At 49.4% G+C, this 13,761-nt stretch carries 19 protein-coding genes and 1 pseudogene; 7 read left to right on the top strand and 13 right to left on the bottom strand.

What is annotated here, in order from left to right:
* The first annotated feature begins 86 nt into the window (after nucleotides 1-86).
* Nucleotides 87-998 (top strand): recombination-associated protein RdgC, encoded by a 912-nt coding sequence (rdgC, locus tag EH228_RS18775; RefSeq protein ID WP_152323133.1) that lies wholly within the window; start codon nucleotides 87-89, stop codon nucleotides 996-998.
* A gap of 33 nt (nucleotides 999-1,031) precedes the next feature.
* Here the strand turns inward: rdgC and ppnP are convergent, their stop codons facing one another.
* From ppnP to aroL, 3 genes are all read right to left on the bottom strand, one after another.
* On the bottom strand, nucleotides 1,032-1,322 hold the full coding sequence (gene ppnP, locus EH228_RS18770) for a pyrimidine/purine nucleoside phosphorylase (protein ID WP_152323132.1): 291 nt from the start codon (nucleotides 1,320-1,322) through the stop codon (nucleotides 1,032-1,034).
* 65 nt (nucleotides 1,323-1,387) lie between these two features.
* A complete protein-coding gene (locus EH228_RS18765) occupies nucleotides 1,388-2,065 on the bottom strand; it encodes an AroM family protein (protein WP_152323131.1) in 678 nt (225 codons plus the stop codon).
* Nucleotides 2,066-2,387: 322 nt separating this feature from the next.
* Nucleotides 2,388-2,912 (bottom strand): shikimate kinase AroL, encoded by a 525-nt coding sequence (gene aroL, locus EH228_RS18760; protein WP_152323162.1) that lies wholly within the window; start codon nucleotides 2,910-2,912, stop codon nucleotides 2,388-2,390.
* A 304-nt stretch (nucleotides 2,913-3,216) separates the two neighbouring features.
* Between aroL and EH228_RS18755 the strand changes: the two genes are divergently transcribed.
* Nucleotides 3,217-3,930: a DUF2076 domain-containing protein gene (locus EH228_RS18755; RefSeq protein WP_152323130.1), complete on the top strand. Its 714-nt coding sequence runs from the start codon at nucleotides 3,217-3,219 to the stop codon at nucleotides 3,928-3,930.
* 45 nt (nucleotides 3,931-3,975) lie between these two features.
* On the opposite strand, the gene EH228_RS18750 is transcribed toward EH228_RS18755, so the two are convergent.
* Nucleotides 3,976-4,443, bottom strand: a complete 468-nt coding sequence (locus EH228_RS18750; protein ID WP_152323129.1) for a YaiI/YqxD family protein — start codon at nucleotides 4,441-4,443, stop codon at nucleotides 3,976-3,978.
* Between the two features lie 229 nt (nucleotides 4,444-4,672).
* Here EH228_RS18750 and proC point away from each other — a divergent pair, with 229 nt between their 5' ends.
* Nucleotides 4,673-5,482 carry a pyrroline-5-carboxylate reductase gene (gene proC, locus EH228_RS18745; protein ID WP_152323128.1) on the top strand — a complete coding sequence of 270 codons (810 nt, stop codon included), beginning with the start codon at nucleotides 4,673-4,675 and terminating at the stop codon, nucleotides 5,480-5,482.
* A gap of 108 nt (nucleotides 5,483-5,590) precedes the next feature.
* Here the strand turns inward: proC and EH228_RS18740 are convergent, their stop codons facing one another.
* The 5 genes from EH228_RS18740 to cspE all read right to left on the bottom strand — a co-directional run bounded on the left by EH228_RS18740 (nucleotide 5,591) and on the right by cspE (nucleotide 8,317).
* Complete coding sequence (locus tag EH228_RS18740) at nucleotides 5,591-5,899, bottom strand: PsiF family protein (RefSeq protein WP_152323127.1); 309 nt, start codon at nucleotides 5,897-5,899, stop codon at nucleotides 5,591-5,593.
* 315 nt (nucleotides 5,900-6,214) lie between these two features.
* Nucleotides 6,215-6,364, bottom strand: a complete 150-nt coding sequence (locus tag EH228_RS20295) for a hypothetical protein (RefSeq protein WP_193323386.1) — start codon at nucleotides 6,362-6,364, stop codon at nucleotides 6,215-6,217.
* Between the two features lie 231 nt (nucleotides 6,365-6,595).
* Nucleotides 6,596-7,789 (bottom strand): multidrug efflux MFS transporter, encoded by a 1,194-nt coding sequence (locus EH228_RS18735; RefSeq protein ID WP_193323385.1) that lies wholly within the window; start codon nucleotides 7,787-7,789, stop codon nucleotides 6,596-6,598.
* A 165-nt stretch (nucleotides 7,790-7,954) separates the two neighbouring features.
* On the bottom strand, nucleotides 7,955-8,089 hold the full coding sequence (locus EH228_RS20680) for a hypothetical protein (protein ID WP_275065369.1): 135 nt from the start codon (nucleotides 8,087-8,089) through the stop codon (nucleotides 7,955-7,957).
* A 15-nt stretch (nucleotides 8,090-8,104) separates the two neighbouring features.
* Nucleotides 8,105-8,317 carry a transcription antiterminator/RNA stability regulator CspE gene (gene cspE / locus EH228_RS18730; RefSeq protein ID WP_013200976.1) on the bottom strand — a complete coding sequence of 71 codons (213 nt, stop codon included), beginning with the start codon at nucleotides 8,315-8,317 and terminating at the stop codon, nucleotides 8,105-8,107.
* Nucleotides 8,318-8,761: 444 nt separating this feature from the next.
* Here cspE and EH228_RS18725 point away from each other — a divergent pair, with 444 nt between their 5' ends.
* From EH228_RS18725 to EH228_RS18710, 4 genes are all read left to right on the top strand, one after another.
* On the top strand, nucleotides 8,762-9,433 hold the full coding sequence (locus EH228_RS18725) for a MarC family NAAT transporter (RefSeq protein ID WP_152323125.1): 672 nt from the start codon (nucleotides 8,762-8,764) through the stop codon (nucleotides 9,431-9,433).
* A gap of 205 nt (nucleotides 9,434-9,638) precedes the next feature.
* A complete protein-coding gene (locus tag EH228_RS18720; RefSeq protein ID WP_152323124.1) occupies nucleotides 9,639-9,887 on the top strand; it encodes a biofilm development regulator YmgB/AriR family protein in 249 nt (82 codons plus the stop codon).
* Between the two features lie 600 nt (nucleotides 9,888-10,487).
* Nucleotides 10,488-10,775, top strand: a complete 288-nt coding sequence (locus EH228_RS18715; RefSeq protein ID WP_152323123.1) for a hypothetical protein — start codon at nucleotides 10,488-10,490, stop codon at nucleotides 10,773-10,775.
* Nucleotides 10,768-11,271, top strand: coding sequence for a protein disulfide oxidoreductase (locus EH228_RS18710; RefSeq protein WP_152323161.1), 504 nt, complete (start codon nucleotides 10,768-10,770; stop codon nucleotides 11,269-11,271). Before EH228_RS18715 ends, EH228_RS18710 begins: the two co-directional genes overlap by 8 nt.
* Nucleotides 11,272-11,326: 55 nt before the next feature.
* On the opposite strand, the gene EH228_RS18705 is transcribed toward EH228_RS18710, so the two are convergent.
* The 4 genes and pseudogenes from EH228_RS18705 to copM all read right to left on the bottom strand — a co-directional run bounded on the left by EH228_RS18705 (nucleotide 11,327) and on the right by copM (nucleotide 13,706).
* Nucleotides 11,327-11,617, bottom strand: a complete 291-nt coding sequence (locus EH228_RS18705) for an I78 family peptidase inhibitor (RefSeq protein WP_420841478.1) — start codon at nucleotides 11,615-11,617, stop codon at nucleotides 11,327-11,329.
* A gap of 580 nt (nucleotides 11,618-12,197) precedes the next feature.
* Nucleotides 12,198-12,895: pseudogene (locus EH228_RS18700) on the bottom strand (IS1 family transposase).
* Between the two features lie 160 nt (nucleotides 12,896-13,055).
* Nucleotides 13,056-13,250 carry a hypothetical protein gene (locus tag EH228_RS18695; RefSeq protein ID WP_152323122.1) on the bottom strand — a complete coding sequence of 65 codons (195 nt, stop codon included), beginning with the start codon at nucleotides 13,248-13,250 and terminating at the stop codon, nucleotides 13,056-13,058.
* Between the two features lie 96 nt (nucleotides 13,251-13,346).
* Nucleotides 13,347-13,706, bottom strand: a complete 360-nt coding sequence (gene copM, locus EH228_RS18690) for a CopM family metallochaperone (protein ID WP_152323121.1) — start codon at nucleotides 13,704-13,706, stop codon at nucleotides 13,347-13,349.
* Nucleotides 13,707-13,761 lie beyond the last annotated feature (55 nt).

The raw sequence follows: 13,761 nt of genomic DNA, 5'->3' as shown, positions 1-13,761 counted from the left end.
AGGCAATGAAACCCTGCCGCCGATTCGTTATCATGCGCGCTGACTTTGAATTAGCGCGACTCAAGCGCCCGGAGAGGGAAGGCATAATGCTGTGGTTTAAAAATTTGATGATATATCGTCTGAATCGTGAGATTCCACTGGCGGCAGACGAGATGGAAAAACAACTTGATGCATTCACTTTCGCTCCTTGCGGCAGCCAGGACATGGCTAAAACTGGCTGGGTATCGCCAATGGGGCCACACGGCACCACACTGACTCACGTGAATAATGGCCAGATCCTGCTCTGCGCCCGTAAAGAAGAAAAAATCCTGCCTTCTCCGGTGATCAAACAGGCACTGGAAGCTAAAATCGGCAAACTGGAAGCAGAGCAACAACGTAAGCTGAAAAAAACCGAAAAAGATTCGCTGAAAGATGAAGTACTGCACAGCCTGCTACCGCGCGCTTTCAGTCGCTTCAGCCAGACTTTCCTGTGGATTGATACCGTCAACAACCTGATCATGGTTGACTGTGCCAGCGCCAAAAAAGCGGAAGACACTCTGGCGCTGCTGCGTAAAAGCCTGGGATCACTGCCAGTGGTTCCCCTGACGCTGGAAAGCCCTATCGAACTGACCATGACCGAATGGGTCCGTTCAGGCACAACGCCTGCCGGGTTTGCACTGATGGATGAAGCCGAACTGAAAGCACTGCTGGAAGACGGCGGGGTTATCCGCTGTAAAAAGCAGGAACTGGTCTGCGATGAGATAGCCAACCATATTGAAGCCGGGAAACTGGTCACTAAGCTGGCGCTGGACTGGCAGGAACGCGTGCAGTTAGTGTTAGCTGACGATGGTTCACTGAAACGCCTGAAATTTGCCGATACCCTGCGCGATCAGAATGACGATATCGATCGGGAAGACGTCGCGGCGCGCTTTGATGCCGACTTCATCCTGATGACCAGCGAGCTTAGCGCCCTGATTAACAATACCGTCGAAGCCCTCGGCGGTGAAGCTCAACGTTAAGCGTTAGCGGGCCGGAAACGGCCCACTTGCACATCAGTCTTTCAGGTAACGGCACAGATAAGAGGAAGCCTCTGCCACCTGCAAGTGAAATTCGCTGTGACCCGGCACGTTGAAGATCTCACCCGGCCCATAATGTTTCCACTCGGTTTCGCCTGGCAGCAACACGTTTAGTGAACCACTGACCACAGTCATTTCTTCCGGCTGACCGGTGCCAAAAGTATATTCTCCCGCCGCCATCACGCCCACGCTGGCACGTCCACTACTGGCGCTGTCAAAACCAATTGATTTTACTTTTCCGTCGAAGTACTCACTGACGTTGAGCATATAAATATCCTTAGCCGCATAAACAAAGATAAAAGAGCCGTGTAAAGGTAGCGAGATTCTTTCGTTTATACCAGCAAATCTGCCGCCAGCCTGGCAATCAGCACGTTAGACAGCAACACTGGGATCCCCATCAGCTTTTGTAAAAAATCCCGATGTCGCTGATGATAACCAAGACAATCCAACACCACGACATCCGCGCCCTGTTCCTGTAACCACAGCGCCGCATCAATCAGGTCATCCTCATTGCTCTTCCAGGGATTGGCCACCGCAAAATGCGGCTTTGAGGCCAGCTCGCGCCATTTGTATACCTGCTCATCGAGATATTCCTCGCGCGCCACCATGATCCCCACCTGATGCCCACTGGTTATAGCATTAACCAACGGCGGCAAAATGCGGTAAGGTTCGATCAGAACCGCGCTTTCCGTGACAAGGTTTTTATACTCACCGCTACATAACATCAGGATCGTTTCAAAACCCTGATATTCCAGTTTTTTTATCAATTCCTGTAGGGCATTTTCCACTCTGGCTGCCGACAGCACCACATATGACCCGTCTTCAATGTGTGCCATCACGACTTTTTCTCCCGCTATCGGGCCGTAACGTTGTGCAATGTCAGCAACAGAAAGACCATCCAGCAGACCAAAATGCGCAATTTGCTCTTCCGGCAGATATTCCAGCAACAAAGGATGAAGATCGCCACGAGACGCAATCCCCAGAGTTAAGGTTGCCAGTGCTTGTTTCATCGTTTTACTTTCCGCAAAATCACTGAGGTGAGTCCAGTTACAGGGCGTTTACCGAGGGCATAAATGGGCATAACGGATAGAGAAAGCATAGCATCCTCCCCTGAATTGATCGGGGATTCAGCAAAGGAAAAACCTGTCGATGGTTTTGCCTGGGAGGAGGATATCAACGGAAGATAGCTGAGGCATCCTTGCCACCCGGAATGATTCTTTCTTCTGATCTTCATCACGCGATCCCGCGTCAACCGCTTCCTGTTCCATGTTATGTTTACTGATCAGCGTATCAATTCTAAAACGGCGGATTTTAGCTCAGGTATTGAACCGCTCAGCTGGCGCTGGCGAGTGCCAAAATATTGATAATATCTTCCACTACGCTATCAGGATGCTGCATCGCATTGACAACGTGGTGCGACGCATCATGATACAATGCATCACGCGCAGCCAGCACTTCAATCATTTCTTCAGCAATTGGGCGGCCCGTCAGCGTAGGCCGTTGATCCTGTTCAGGGTAAGCAGCCAGACGCGCAGCCAGTACGCTGGCTTCAGCGTTCAAATAAACCACCTGGCCGTGCTCACGCATATGCTGACGGTTGGCCGCCGCCAGAACCATCCCTCCACCGGTAGCAATCACGGTGGCTGGCGCAGTAACGGCCTGCAATGCCAGTGATTCGCGCTGACGAAACCCATCCCAGCCTTCTGCTGCCACAATATCCGCGACAGTACGTCTTGTCGTTTGCTGAAGGTGATGATCAGTGTCACGAAAGGCATAGCCCAGCGCGGAAGCCAGCGCCTGGCCTACGGTGGTTTTACCACAGCCACGCGCACCGACCAGATAAATGGGTAACGCCATAACAGCTACTTCCTCAACCTGATTGCCCCTGTCCATGCTCACGACGAAAGGCAGATAATGATTAACTTTGCGTCGCATCATACCGATTATTCTTCCCTATCACCAGCAGTCACCTTTTCTTTACACCTAAAAATTAAAGAAAATAAACTATCCATATGTTTTTAAACAAAAACTCGGGTGTATCTTATTGTTTACACCCCTTCTTTTGTCACCCTGACTGGCAACATTTACTTACCCGAAGCCCGTTTACTTTCCCCTGTTCTGCCCCAAAATAGAGATCATCGCCCGTTTTGGAGGATTACCTATGCAGAGCGAAGAACAACAGTTAATTGTGAACCTGTTTGGTCGGTTAAAACAGGCAGAGACCCAGTCCGGCCCACGAGACGCCGCCGCGGAAAAGCTGATCCAACAGTATTTGCAGCAACAACCAGGCGCACCGTATTACATGGCGCAGGCGATCCTGATTCAGGAAGCGGCAATGAAGCAGTTGAATAACCGCGTCAGCGAACTGGAAGCAAAACTGTCTCAGGCTCAACAACCTCAACAAAACAGCGGCAGTTTCCTGTCCGGCTTGTTTGGCGGTGGTCAGCGCCAGCAACCCCAGCAATCCCCACCGTCACAGCAATCTTCGCCATGGGGGAGTAATGCACCAGCGCCAGCGCAACAGCAACCTGCCTATACGGCGTCCCCTGCTGCCGCGCCTTCCGCGACCCGTGGTTTTTTAGGCGGAGCTTTGCAAACGGCAGTGGGGGTGGCTGGCGGGGTGGTGATGGCGGATATGTTAACCAACATGTTCCATCACTCTCAGCCGGAAGAGATTGTAAACATTATCAATGAACCAGCGCTACCGCAGGAGAACTTCGATAATAATCTCGATACCTTTAACTACGGTAACGATAGCCAGTTCCTGAATCAGGACGCCGGCTTACAGCAGGAATACACCAACAACGGCTTGGGTGATTTCGGCAATGATGACTTTGATAATGACGATTTTAGCGATGACGACAACTTCGCCTAAATCTGTAGTGCAAAGTTAACTGAGATGACCGGGCCGAATACCCGGTCATTTCAGTTTTACTGTCGGCCTTTTTTGTTCCTGTAGCCACTTATCCAGTTGGTTGGCAAACTGCTGACGATCACGCTGATTAAGTGCGGGTGGCCCACCGGTTTGTACACCGCTGGCCCGCAGCGTATCCATAAAATCACGCATGGTCAGTCGCTCCCGGATGGTCGCTTCACTGTAACGCTCCCCACGCGGATTAAGCGCGATAGCTCCCTTTGCCATCACTTCTGCCGCCAGAGGAATATCGGCCGTTATCACCAGATCCCCCGCTTCCGCCCGCTGCACAATTTCATTGTCGGCGACATCAAAACCCGCTGGCACTCGCAGGGTGCGCAAAAAACGCGATGATGGTACGCTCAGTGATTGGTTCGCCACCAGCGTCACCAGCGTTTGTTCTCGCTCCGCTGCGCGGTACAGTACTTCTTTAATCACTTTCGGGCACGCATCGGCATCAACCCAGATTGGCATCGTCATTTCCTTTGTACATTGAGATGGGAACAGACGTTATCTTGCCGCTCTTTTCCCGAATGGCAAATTTAATCTGCTCCCATGACAGAAAATTAACCAGACGCCCTGGCGATATTGCTTCCATTATTAACATCTTATTGTTGCCTGAACACGACCGACGCTGGAATAAGATCAGGAATCACGTAAGCTAGACACCAATGAAAAACGGCATGAAACAGGGAGTATTAGGATGAACAAAAAAATCGGCTTTATTGGCTGCGGCAATATGTCAAAGGCGATCATCGGCGGTCTGGTGTCAGCCGGCCAGGTGAAAGCAGACGATATCTGGGTCTATGACCACAAACCAGCCACTAACCAGGCGATGCAGGAACAATATGGCATCACCCCCGCATCCAGCGCAGAGGACGTGGCGAAGCAGGTCGATATTCTGTTCGGCGCGGTAAAACCTAACGTCATTCTGAACGTACTGAAAGACATTTCTGGCAGTCTGAACAAAGACACCGTCGTGGTATCTATCGCCGCTGGCGTTACGCTGGACACACTGGCCAATGTGCTGGGCCATGACCGTAAGCTGGTTCGGGTCATGCCCAATACGCCTGCGCTGGTAAATGAAGGTATGACCTCCGTCACCCCCAACGTATTGGTGACTAAAGAAGAAGCCGATGAGATTGTCAAAATCTTCAACGGTTTCGGCCACGCTGAGTTGGTGCCGGAATATCTTATTCACGCGGTGGTCGGCGCCAGTGGTTCAGCACCAGCGTATGTCTTTATGTTCATTGAAGCGATGGCCGATGCCGCCGTGCTGGGCGGTATGCCACGGACGCAAGCCTACCGATTTGCCGCACAGGCAGTTAAAGGTTCAGCACAAATGGTGCTGGAAACCGGCAAGCATCCTGGCGAGCTGAAGGATATGGTGTGTTCACCGGGCGGCACCACGATCGAAGCGGTAAAAGTACTGGAAGAAAAAGGATTCCGCGCGGCGGTGATTGAGGCGATGCAACAATGCATGGCTAAATCAGAAAAGATGAGCCAGGAATAGCTCTGTCGGCCAGAAAGCAGGAAGAAATAACCGTTAACTGACTAAAAGTTTTAATCTTTTAAATAACGGTAAGCGGGCCCTTACGGGCCCGGAGAGGAAAGCACAGACTTAACTTTTCTTCAGACAACTGCTCATAAAGGTTTTACGTGCCGCACCTTTGAGGGATTGCTCACTGGCCTGAGCATTACAGGTTTTCATTTTAACCTGCTGAGGCGTCAATTTTTTGCCCGTACTGCTGTCTTTTTTCAGGCAACTACTCATGAAGGTTTTACGCTCATCCCCCTTCAAAGACTTCTGCCCTGCCTGCTGATTACACAGGGTCATCTTCTGCTGTTGCGCGGTTTTTTCGGCAGCCCCCGTATACCCGCTGACCAGTACGGTCAGTGCCAACGCTGACATTAACATTTTCATCTTCATTTATTGCCATCCCAAATTGGTTAAAAAGCCAGTTAAGTCTGCCATAGAATCAGCAACCTGGGGGATATGTTGGCTAAAAGAATCGGCTGAAATGGAAAAAATAAGAAAATTCATCCCACAGACACATAGTCTGTCAGTGTCCCTTCGGGCAGTAAAAAAGCTAAGTACGGGGATGGGTCAACAGGCGCTGAACATGATTGTTCAACAGAGTAGGAGCTTTCGTATTAGTCAGGTAAAAATCTGAGGAGCATTTTACTGAGACAAGCACGGCCTTCGCAATTACATGCCAGGAGAGATCCCCCTGGCATGCTCATTTTAGCGCCCCGGCCCTGCTGAGAATCCGCCGTGAGGACCGCCATCGCCACCACCACCACCGCCGCCGCCACCACCCGGTGGTGGAAACAGGCAGCCACTTAAAGCTGTTACCAGCGCAATCACACTCGCAACTTTGATTACTCGACTCATCGTTATTTCCTCATGGTAACGTTGCTGCCGATATTAAACGTCCGCCAGCAAGGCCACAATGCAAAAAACTCCGCTTCAGAACCATTTTTACCGTGGGTAACCACGCTTAACAATTTCCTTGCGAAAAATAATAACAATACAACCCAAAGTACGCGTCTCCCAGATAACGCGACGACATCTTGACGACAAGACCTCGTCTTTCAATCTGCTTCTCCCCTAAACCCAGACACTTTATTTGCAATCACTACGGCGATAAATCATCATCAATTGAATGGTATTCACCAACACCACCATTGCTGTCGCGGCAAATACCCAACGGAAGCCGCCGATAGCGGAAACACCTGCTCCAATCAGCGGCCCCACTACGTTACCTAAATACATAAACGACTGATTATAACCAAAGATCCGCCCGGTTATCTGATCGCTGGAATTACGCAGCAACAAGGTTTGCACCGCCGGCATCATCGCCCCATCGGCAAAACCCAGTAAAAAACGCAACGCTCCAAGCTGAACAGCGCTGCTCACCCAGGACATAGCAATAAACAACAAGATAGTCAGGATAAGCGCGCTAAAAAGGATGCGCTCAGCACCAATCCTGTCACCCAGCTTACCCAGTCGCGGAGCGGAAAACAGCGCAGAAACACCGGGGATCGCCGCAACCGCCCCACTGATAAAGGCAATATTCTGTACATCAGGCTCAAGCTGGCGAACAAACAACGTCAGGATCGGACTAATCGAGCCGTTACACAACTGGATAACCAGTGTGGTGATAAACAGGCTAACAATCAACCCTGGGCGGGCCAGCGAACCAAACACCCTTCTGCCACTGAGCTTGTCTTCTTTTTTCACTGAGCGGTAACCGGTCTCTTTGATGAGAAACAGCGTGATCAGAAAACTGGTCAGTAATAGCGCGGATGTGATCAAAAAAACGGCCCGCAGTCCCACCCAGTCAGCGAGAAAGCCTCCCATCAGCGGCCCCATAATCACCCCGCAGATCTGTGCGGTAGTCACCATACTCAACGCCCAGCCGCTCCTGTCACGAGGTACCTGAGTCGCCACCAGCGCCATGGCATTAGGAATATAACCAGAGGTCAGCCCCATCAACGCGCGCAACAGCAACAGTTGCCAGACGTGAGTAACAAAGGCCTGCAACAGGATAACGCCCCCCATGCCTAACGACGCGCGCAGCAACATCAACTTGCGGCCTTTGCGATCGGCAAGGCTTCCCCACATTGGCGCCACAATGGCCGAAACCATAAAAGTAATGCTGAAGATTAACCCGGACCAAAGCGTCAGTTTACTGGGGTCGGTAACACCTAATTGCTCAATATAGAGCGGCAGAAAAGGGATAATCTGGCTGATGGCAAGGCCGGTAAACAAACAACCAAACCAGACTGAAATGAGGTTAACCTTCCAGGATTCCATCGTGCTGTGCAAAAATCCTTATAGCAGAAGTATGAGTACAGAGTGTAACAGGGGTATTTTAGCCATGAGGAACAAATAAGGTGATAACTCTCACTTTGAAATTTCCATCTACTGCCAGCCAGCTTCCGGACAATAATTAACGGCTACAACAGCTTATACTGCCAGTCATGCAGATTTTCCTTCTAAAACAGGCTGACGGGCCGGGGCGTCATGTTGCACCCACTGAATAACAGATACAAAAAAACCCGCCATCAGCGGGTTTTTTTTATTTTCACCGTTAACTGCCGGAGCAATTAACAATGAAGGTTCTCAATCTTACAGCGCGGTTACGTTAGCAGCAGCTGGGCCTTTCTGGCCATTTTCGATAGAGAACTCAACTTTCTGACCTTCTTCCAGCGTCTTGAAACCGCCATTCTGAATTGCAGAGAAGTGTACGAAAACGTCTTTGCTGCCGTCGGTAGGAGAAATAAAACCGAAACCTTTCTCAGCATTGAACCATTTTACTAAACCAGTCATTTTGTTAGACATTTGTCTTTCCTTCAATAAGTATTAAGCCGCAATGGCCAGAGGGTTTGTCAACAGGGAGGACTTATGAGGCACTTAAGAAGGAAGTCAGGAAGAAGTGATATCGAGGATAACGCTTTAACTGAAAACTGCTTTACTAAAATTGCTCGCATACGTTGTCTGTTTCAAAACCGACAGTGCATTAACGCATAACGAAGAGCCCAGTACAAGCATTATATGCTACGCCCCAAAGAAATGAACATTAACACATTGATTTAAATAGAAAATTATTTAATCTTACTTGAGGTGCATTGAATTTAACGTCTAATTAACAGTAAAATTCTTTCTCTACTTCGCTACGGAGCGGAATCAACGACCCGGAAACTCCCGGTCAGCAGCCTACGAAATCATCATGGGATTGGGTACCAGGAACCTTACCTCTTATTTATTTGTTAACAAGGAAGACACATGCTCGAACTTTTCAAAGCCATTGGCTTGGGTCTGGTGGTGCTACTGCCACTGGCAAACCCATTAACGACCGTCGCACTGTTCTTAGGCCTTGCCAGTGACATGAATTACGCCGAACGTAATCGCCAGTCATTGCAAGCATCGATATATGTCTTTTTCATCATGTCCGTCGCGTTTTACGCCGGTAATGCAGTGATGAATACCTTCGGTATTTCCATTCCAGGATTGCGAATGGCGGGAGGGCTGATTGTAGCATTTATCGGCTTTCGTATGCTCTTCCCACAGCAACAGGCAGGGGACACGGTAGAAGCCGCTCACAAACTGGATGAGCTCAGCGAACATCGGGTAGTGAACATTGCTTTTGTTCCTTTGGCTATGCCCAGTACAGCTGGCCCCGGTACCATAGCGATGATCATTAGTGCCGCTTCAACCATTCGCAGCAGTACTCAGTTTCCACACTGGGTTCTTACCGTCGCGCCAGTACTGACTTTTCTTTTGGTCAGCATTATTTTGTGGATTTCCTTGCGCAGTTCGGGAGCGATAATGCGCCTGGTGGGCAAAGGAGGCATTGAGGCTATCTCACGCCTGATGGGCTTTTTGCTGGTTTGCATGGGCGTACAGTTCATTATCAACGGTGTATCGGAAGTCATCACCACCTGGCCCGCTCACTGATTATCCAGCAAGCAGAATAAAAAATATTTCTGCTTGCTATTGGACTTCCTGGTACACCCATCTAGAGTAATAAAAATCTCCGCCTGTTTTTCAGACTAAATAGCGGTTCACCATTCCGGTGAATCGGATCGAATCTCATATTTTATTTCCCTGATCTCATCGGTTCGCCGCCGGGCGATCGATAGCGCTTTTCCGGAGGTTTATCATGGAACATTATTCAGTGGGTGCAGGCCGCGCCATTACCGATTATTTTAACAGTCCCGCTTTTCACGCGCCGAAAGAGAGTGAACTTCTGGCGGCAATTCTCACCGAGCTAATGCGCAGAGGCAGACCCACCACCAATAAAGTGATTATTGCCAGCGTGATTGCAAAACTGGAGGGTGAAGTGGATGAAGCGCTACTGCAAGGCTATCGTAACTTACTGACTCAGTTGCTGGATGGAAAAGATCCCTGAGACAACGTATTAAAACTGCCAATATCGAACCATGTGGCTTCATGTACCAGGGAATCAAGCGCTCAATAAAGGCCGAGGTCGCCGCCAGTCAGTCTAAAACACCATCGCGCTGGTAGCATAAACGACCGTAAGGTGATAACGCTGAGCCTCCAGTATTAATCCGCCGAGCGATTGCTCTCGTTCCCCTTCTTGTGTTTTATCATTATCTATTTGGCATCCGCCGCCCGACGGGCGAAAGGCTTATCGACGCTTTTATCCGCATCATGCTATCTCCCGTGACGATAAAAGACTCCGTCATAACGACCACGTAAATACCCGCGTTAGCCAGTCAACATCCCTGAATAATATCAGGGGCCGAATCGCCACTCTTGTTAACCCGGTCAATGACTGTTGTCGCGTCGCTCTCATGTCATGGGCAGAACGACTTTTTCTGATATTACGAATGTTTACATGCCAAATGATTGTCCGTTGAAATTATCCCGTTATCATAAACGCGAGCCCGTGTCAGTCCCTGGAAATCGCCATGGAAGCGTACGGTTTCTGTTAATCCATCACCCCATAAGCCCCGACTGTTTTAACAACAGCAAAAGGAAGTGCTGAATGAAAAAATTACTGATGACTCTGCTGCCAACCTCTTATCCCCTTTTAGCGACCTCTCCCCTCCCGTCAGATATCCGGTTGACTGTGTTGTTTGCCCCTCTCTTAATGTTGTTCCGTAACGAAAACCGTTCACTTCCTGACGCGAAAAATTCACCGCTCTCTCAGCTTAACGGCTGCGATAGCAACAACGTTCACGGTAAACCATTGCTCCCGGAACTGAGAAATGGAGGCACTGCGTGTACATTCATTAACGTTCTGCAGGAGCGAGCTAACCGTGGCGATGTTTAAACCGATACTACGGAATATACTGCTGCTGGGCATACTCATAATCGCACTATCCTCGGTATCAGATGTTTTTCGTGTCCCACAGTTAACTGAAGGTTTCGCTGATCAACGGTTGCATACCATTGATGGCAGAGAACTCACTCTGGCGGAGCTCAGCGCCAAAAAACCGCTACTGGTTTATTTCTGGAGCCGTTGGTGCAATCTCTGTCACCACACCCTGCCTACCGTACTGGCACTGAGTAATGACGGTATCAACGTGCTGACCGTCGCCCTGCGATCCGGCGATGACATTAGCGTGGTGCGTTACCTACACGGCAAGCATCTGACTATGCCGGTGGTGAACGATCCTCAAGGGGAAATAGCCACCCGCTGGAATGTTAGCGTCACCCCAACCTGGTTAATTATTTCAGACGGGAAAGTGGTACTGGGCACCACCGGATGGAGCAGTCCCTGGGGGATCCAGCTCCGGCTGTGGTGGGTACAGAAATGGTATCAATAACAGTAAACCTGTACGTTATTGCGCGCACAGGCCCTGTATCAAACCGATGGCCTGCTTAACCACAGTAAACACGGCTAATTTTTCCCTGACTGTCACCCATAAAATTCAGGCGGTTGAGATTGAAATCCATCGATACAGATGCATCGTAAGGCACGGCCCTTGCCGGATGCTCAAAGCGAATATCATCAATGGAAGACAGGGGTTGGCCCACGTACTGCTGATATTCGGAAGCACCGCAACGATCCATATCTGGATCAACCTGCACGCTGGTATCTTTTTTTGTCGCGACGGACTGGCAGCCCGCCAATGCAAACAATGCCACCATCATGGTGTCCCTCAGTTTCATCATCTCTCCTGTACATCTTTCAACACATTCATGCCAAGGCTAGCAGATTCTGCCGGTGAAAGAAAAACGCGCTATACACCAAAAAGCGAGCCTGTTCAGGCAAAGATAAGACATTTGTCACCTTTTTTTTCATCAACCATCACTACTATGATTAGGAATAGTCTCAAGAAAAGGAAGATTCCATGGAACTGGCCATTTTTATTCTGTTTGCCGTAGTCATGACTCTGGTCGCGCTGAAAGCCCGATAAAATACAAGCCCTCCTCCAGTGTCACTCTCCGTCATACCGCAGGAGAATTAGCCCTACACTCAACGGGGTCATCATGATTCGTTGTCACGTGATGACCTTTTCGCTGGCGGTGGTGGTGCTATGCCTGACTGAGGTTCTCCGCCTATGTTGCATAATGTCGCCGCTGTTACGTCTGGGCTCTGGCTGACGCTGGACCGACAATATTTATAACCAATAACGCCTTTTTATAACCATTTAATATATAGATAGCGAATAATCTACTATTTATCTGACTGCCAGGTAATCTACACTCGCGCTCAGAGAGGGTTGTGTATTCAATGTGATGATTGGAATTACGATGCATAATGCTCACGCTCGATAAACGTACCAATGATCCTGTCATGCATTTCAGCTGATTTTGAGTACCCCAGTGTCTTGCGGTTCAGTCATTTTAGTCTGTTACGAAGGTTCAGGTTTTCACGCTCAATTCGTGGTGTGTAAAGCTTACCCGTGATGTGCTTTTCATTCGGTAACACGTCATAAGCACTGAAATTATCTGTACACCAGAAGGCCACATTAAAACCTGAAAGCCCCCCAGTAACGTGCGTAGTGTTTTCTTGCTCCGGCGACCAAAAGCATGGGCAACAATCCGTTTTAGACGAGGCTCCCATGCGTACCACAGCCAGCGTTGCTTCTTTTTATTGCCGACAAATGACCACATTTCATCCACTTCGCAAATGCGCTGAATGTGCTGATTATCCAGTGGAAGAGAGGTGACGTTTTTCGGCGAGAGTTTTTTAGTGTGTGCGCAACGGCATTAATGCTGATAGGCAATGCTCGTGCAGTGTCGCGAATGCCAGCATTATTCATGGCAAGATCAATGATCTGATCCTTCATGCCCTGCTGGCAGGCACGGTATTTATATTCACGTTGAACGCTTCGGCAGCATGCCTGACAGCGATAACGTTGATGCCCGGCACTCCCCCTGTCCATGCTTTTTTACTGGGTCTGCTTGCTTACAAAATGGACATTTTACATCAACCTTAGCCATCAGAATCCCTTTGATAAAAACGGGGAATTTATATGATATTCAACGGATTGAATACATGACCCAGTAAATAATCTGTCCCCGACGGGGAGATAACGGGACTGTCCCGGACGCGTCTTTGCTGTCATGTCCGGTACGGGCGACAAAACCGCCCGTTAATCCATCAGGAAAATGCAGAGTCCGCCGCGTGCCTGTTTTTATCTGCTTCAAAGTGCGCTTTGAACTGCTCGTAAATTGAGATCATATTTGAGGCATCGCCCTGCAGCGGACTCAGCTTACCGGCACGAACCAGTTCAATCACCAATTGCAGCGCAGCTTGTTTTGGACTGCTGGACGGGTGGGAAATTTCAGATGTCATAGCGGCTTCCGTGAAAAAAGCATAAAAAATTAATTTTAACAACTTTCACCACTACAGATCACCTTTTTCTACGCGTCCTTCATTGTTTATGTCGCACTATTTTTTCCGTTGTTTCAGCCAGTTCTGCATCTGGTCAATTTCCGGCTGCTGCGCCTTGATGATGGCCTGTGCCAACGCCCGCATCTCTGGATCGTTGCCATATTTCAGCTCAGTTTTGGCCATATCAATCGCGCCCTGATGATGTGCTATCATGCCTTTCGCGAAAGCGATATCCGGATCGCGTTCTTCCATACCAGCCATCATCTGATGGTGCATTTTATCCATCCCCTGTTGATAGCTCTGCTGCGCGGGAGTCTCGTCGAGTCCCTCATTCATCGGCATCGACATCTTTTCCGCCGCCTGAACAGAAATGGATAACATCAGGGGGATAATCATGCAGGAAAGTCGCTTATTCATTGTGGCTTCTCTCATCGGTAAACGGATGTGTATCTCCCCATCCTGAACCTTCCAG

The sequence above is a fragment of the Erwinia endophytica genome (genome assembly GCF_009295515.1).
In the GTDB taxonomy this organism is placed as follows: Bacteria; Pseudomonadota; Gammaproteobacteria; order Enterobacterales; family Enterobacteriaceae; genus Erwinia; species Erwinia endophytica.
The sequence above is the reverse complement of the archived record's forward strand: the minus strand, read 5'-3'. Positions and strand labels throughout refer to the sequence as shown.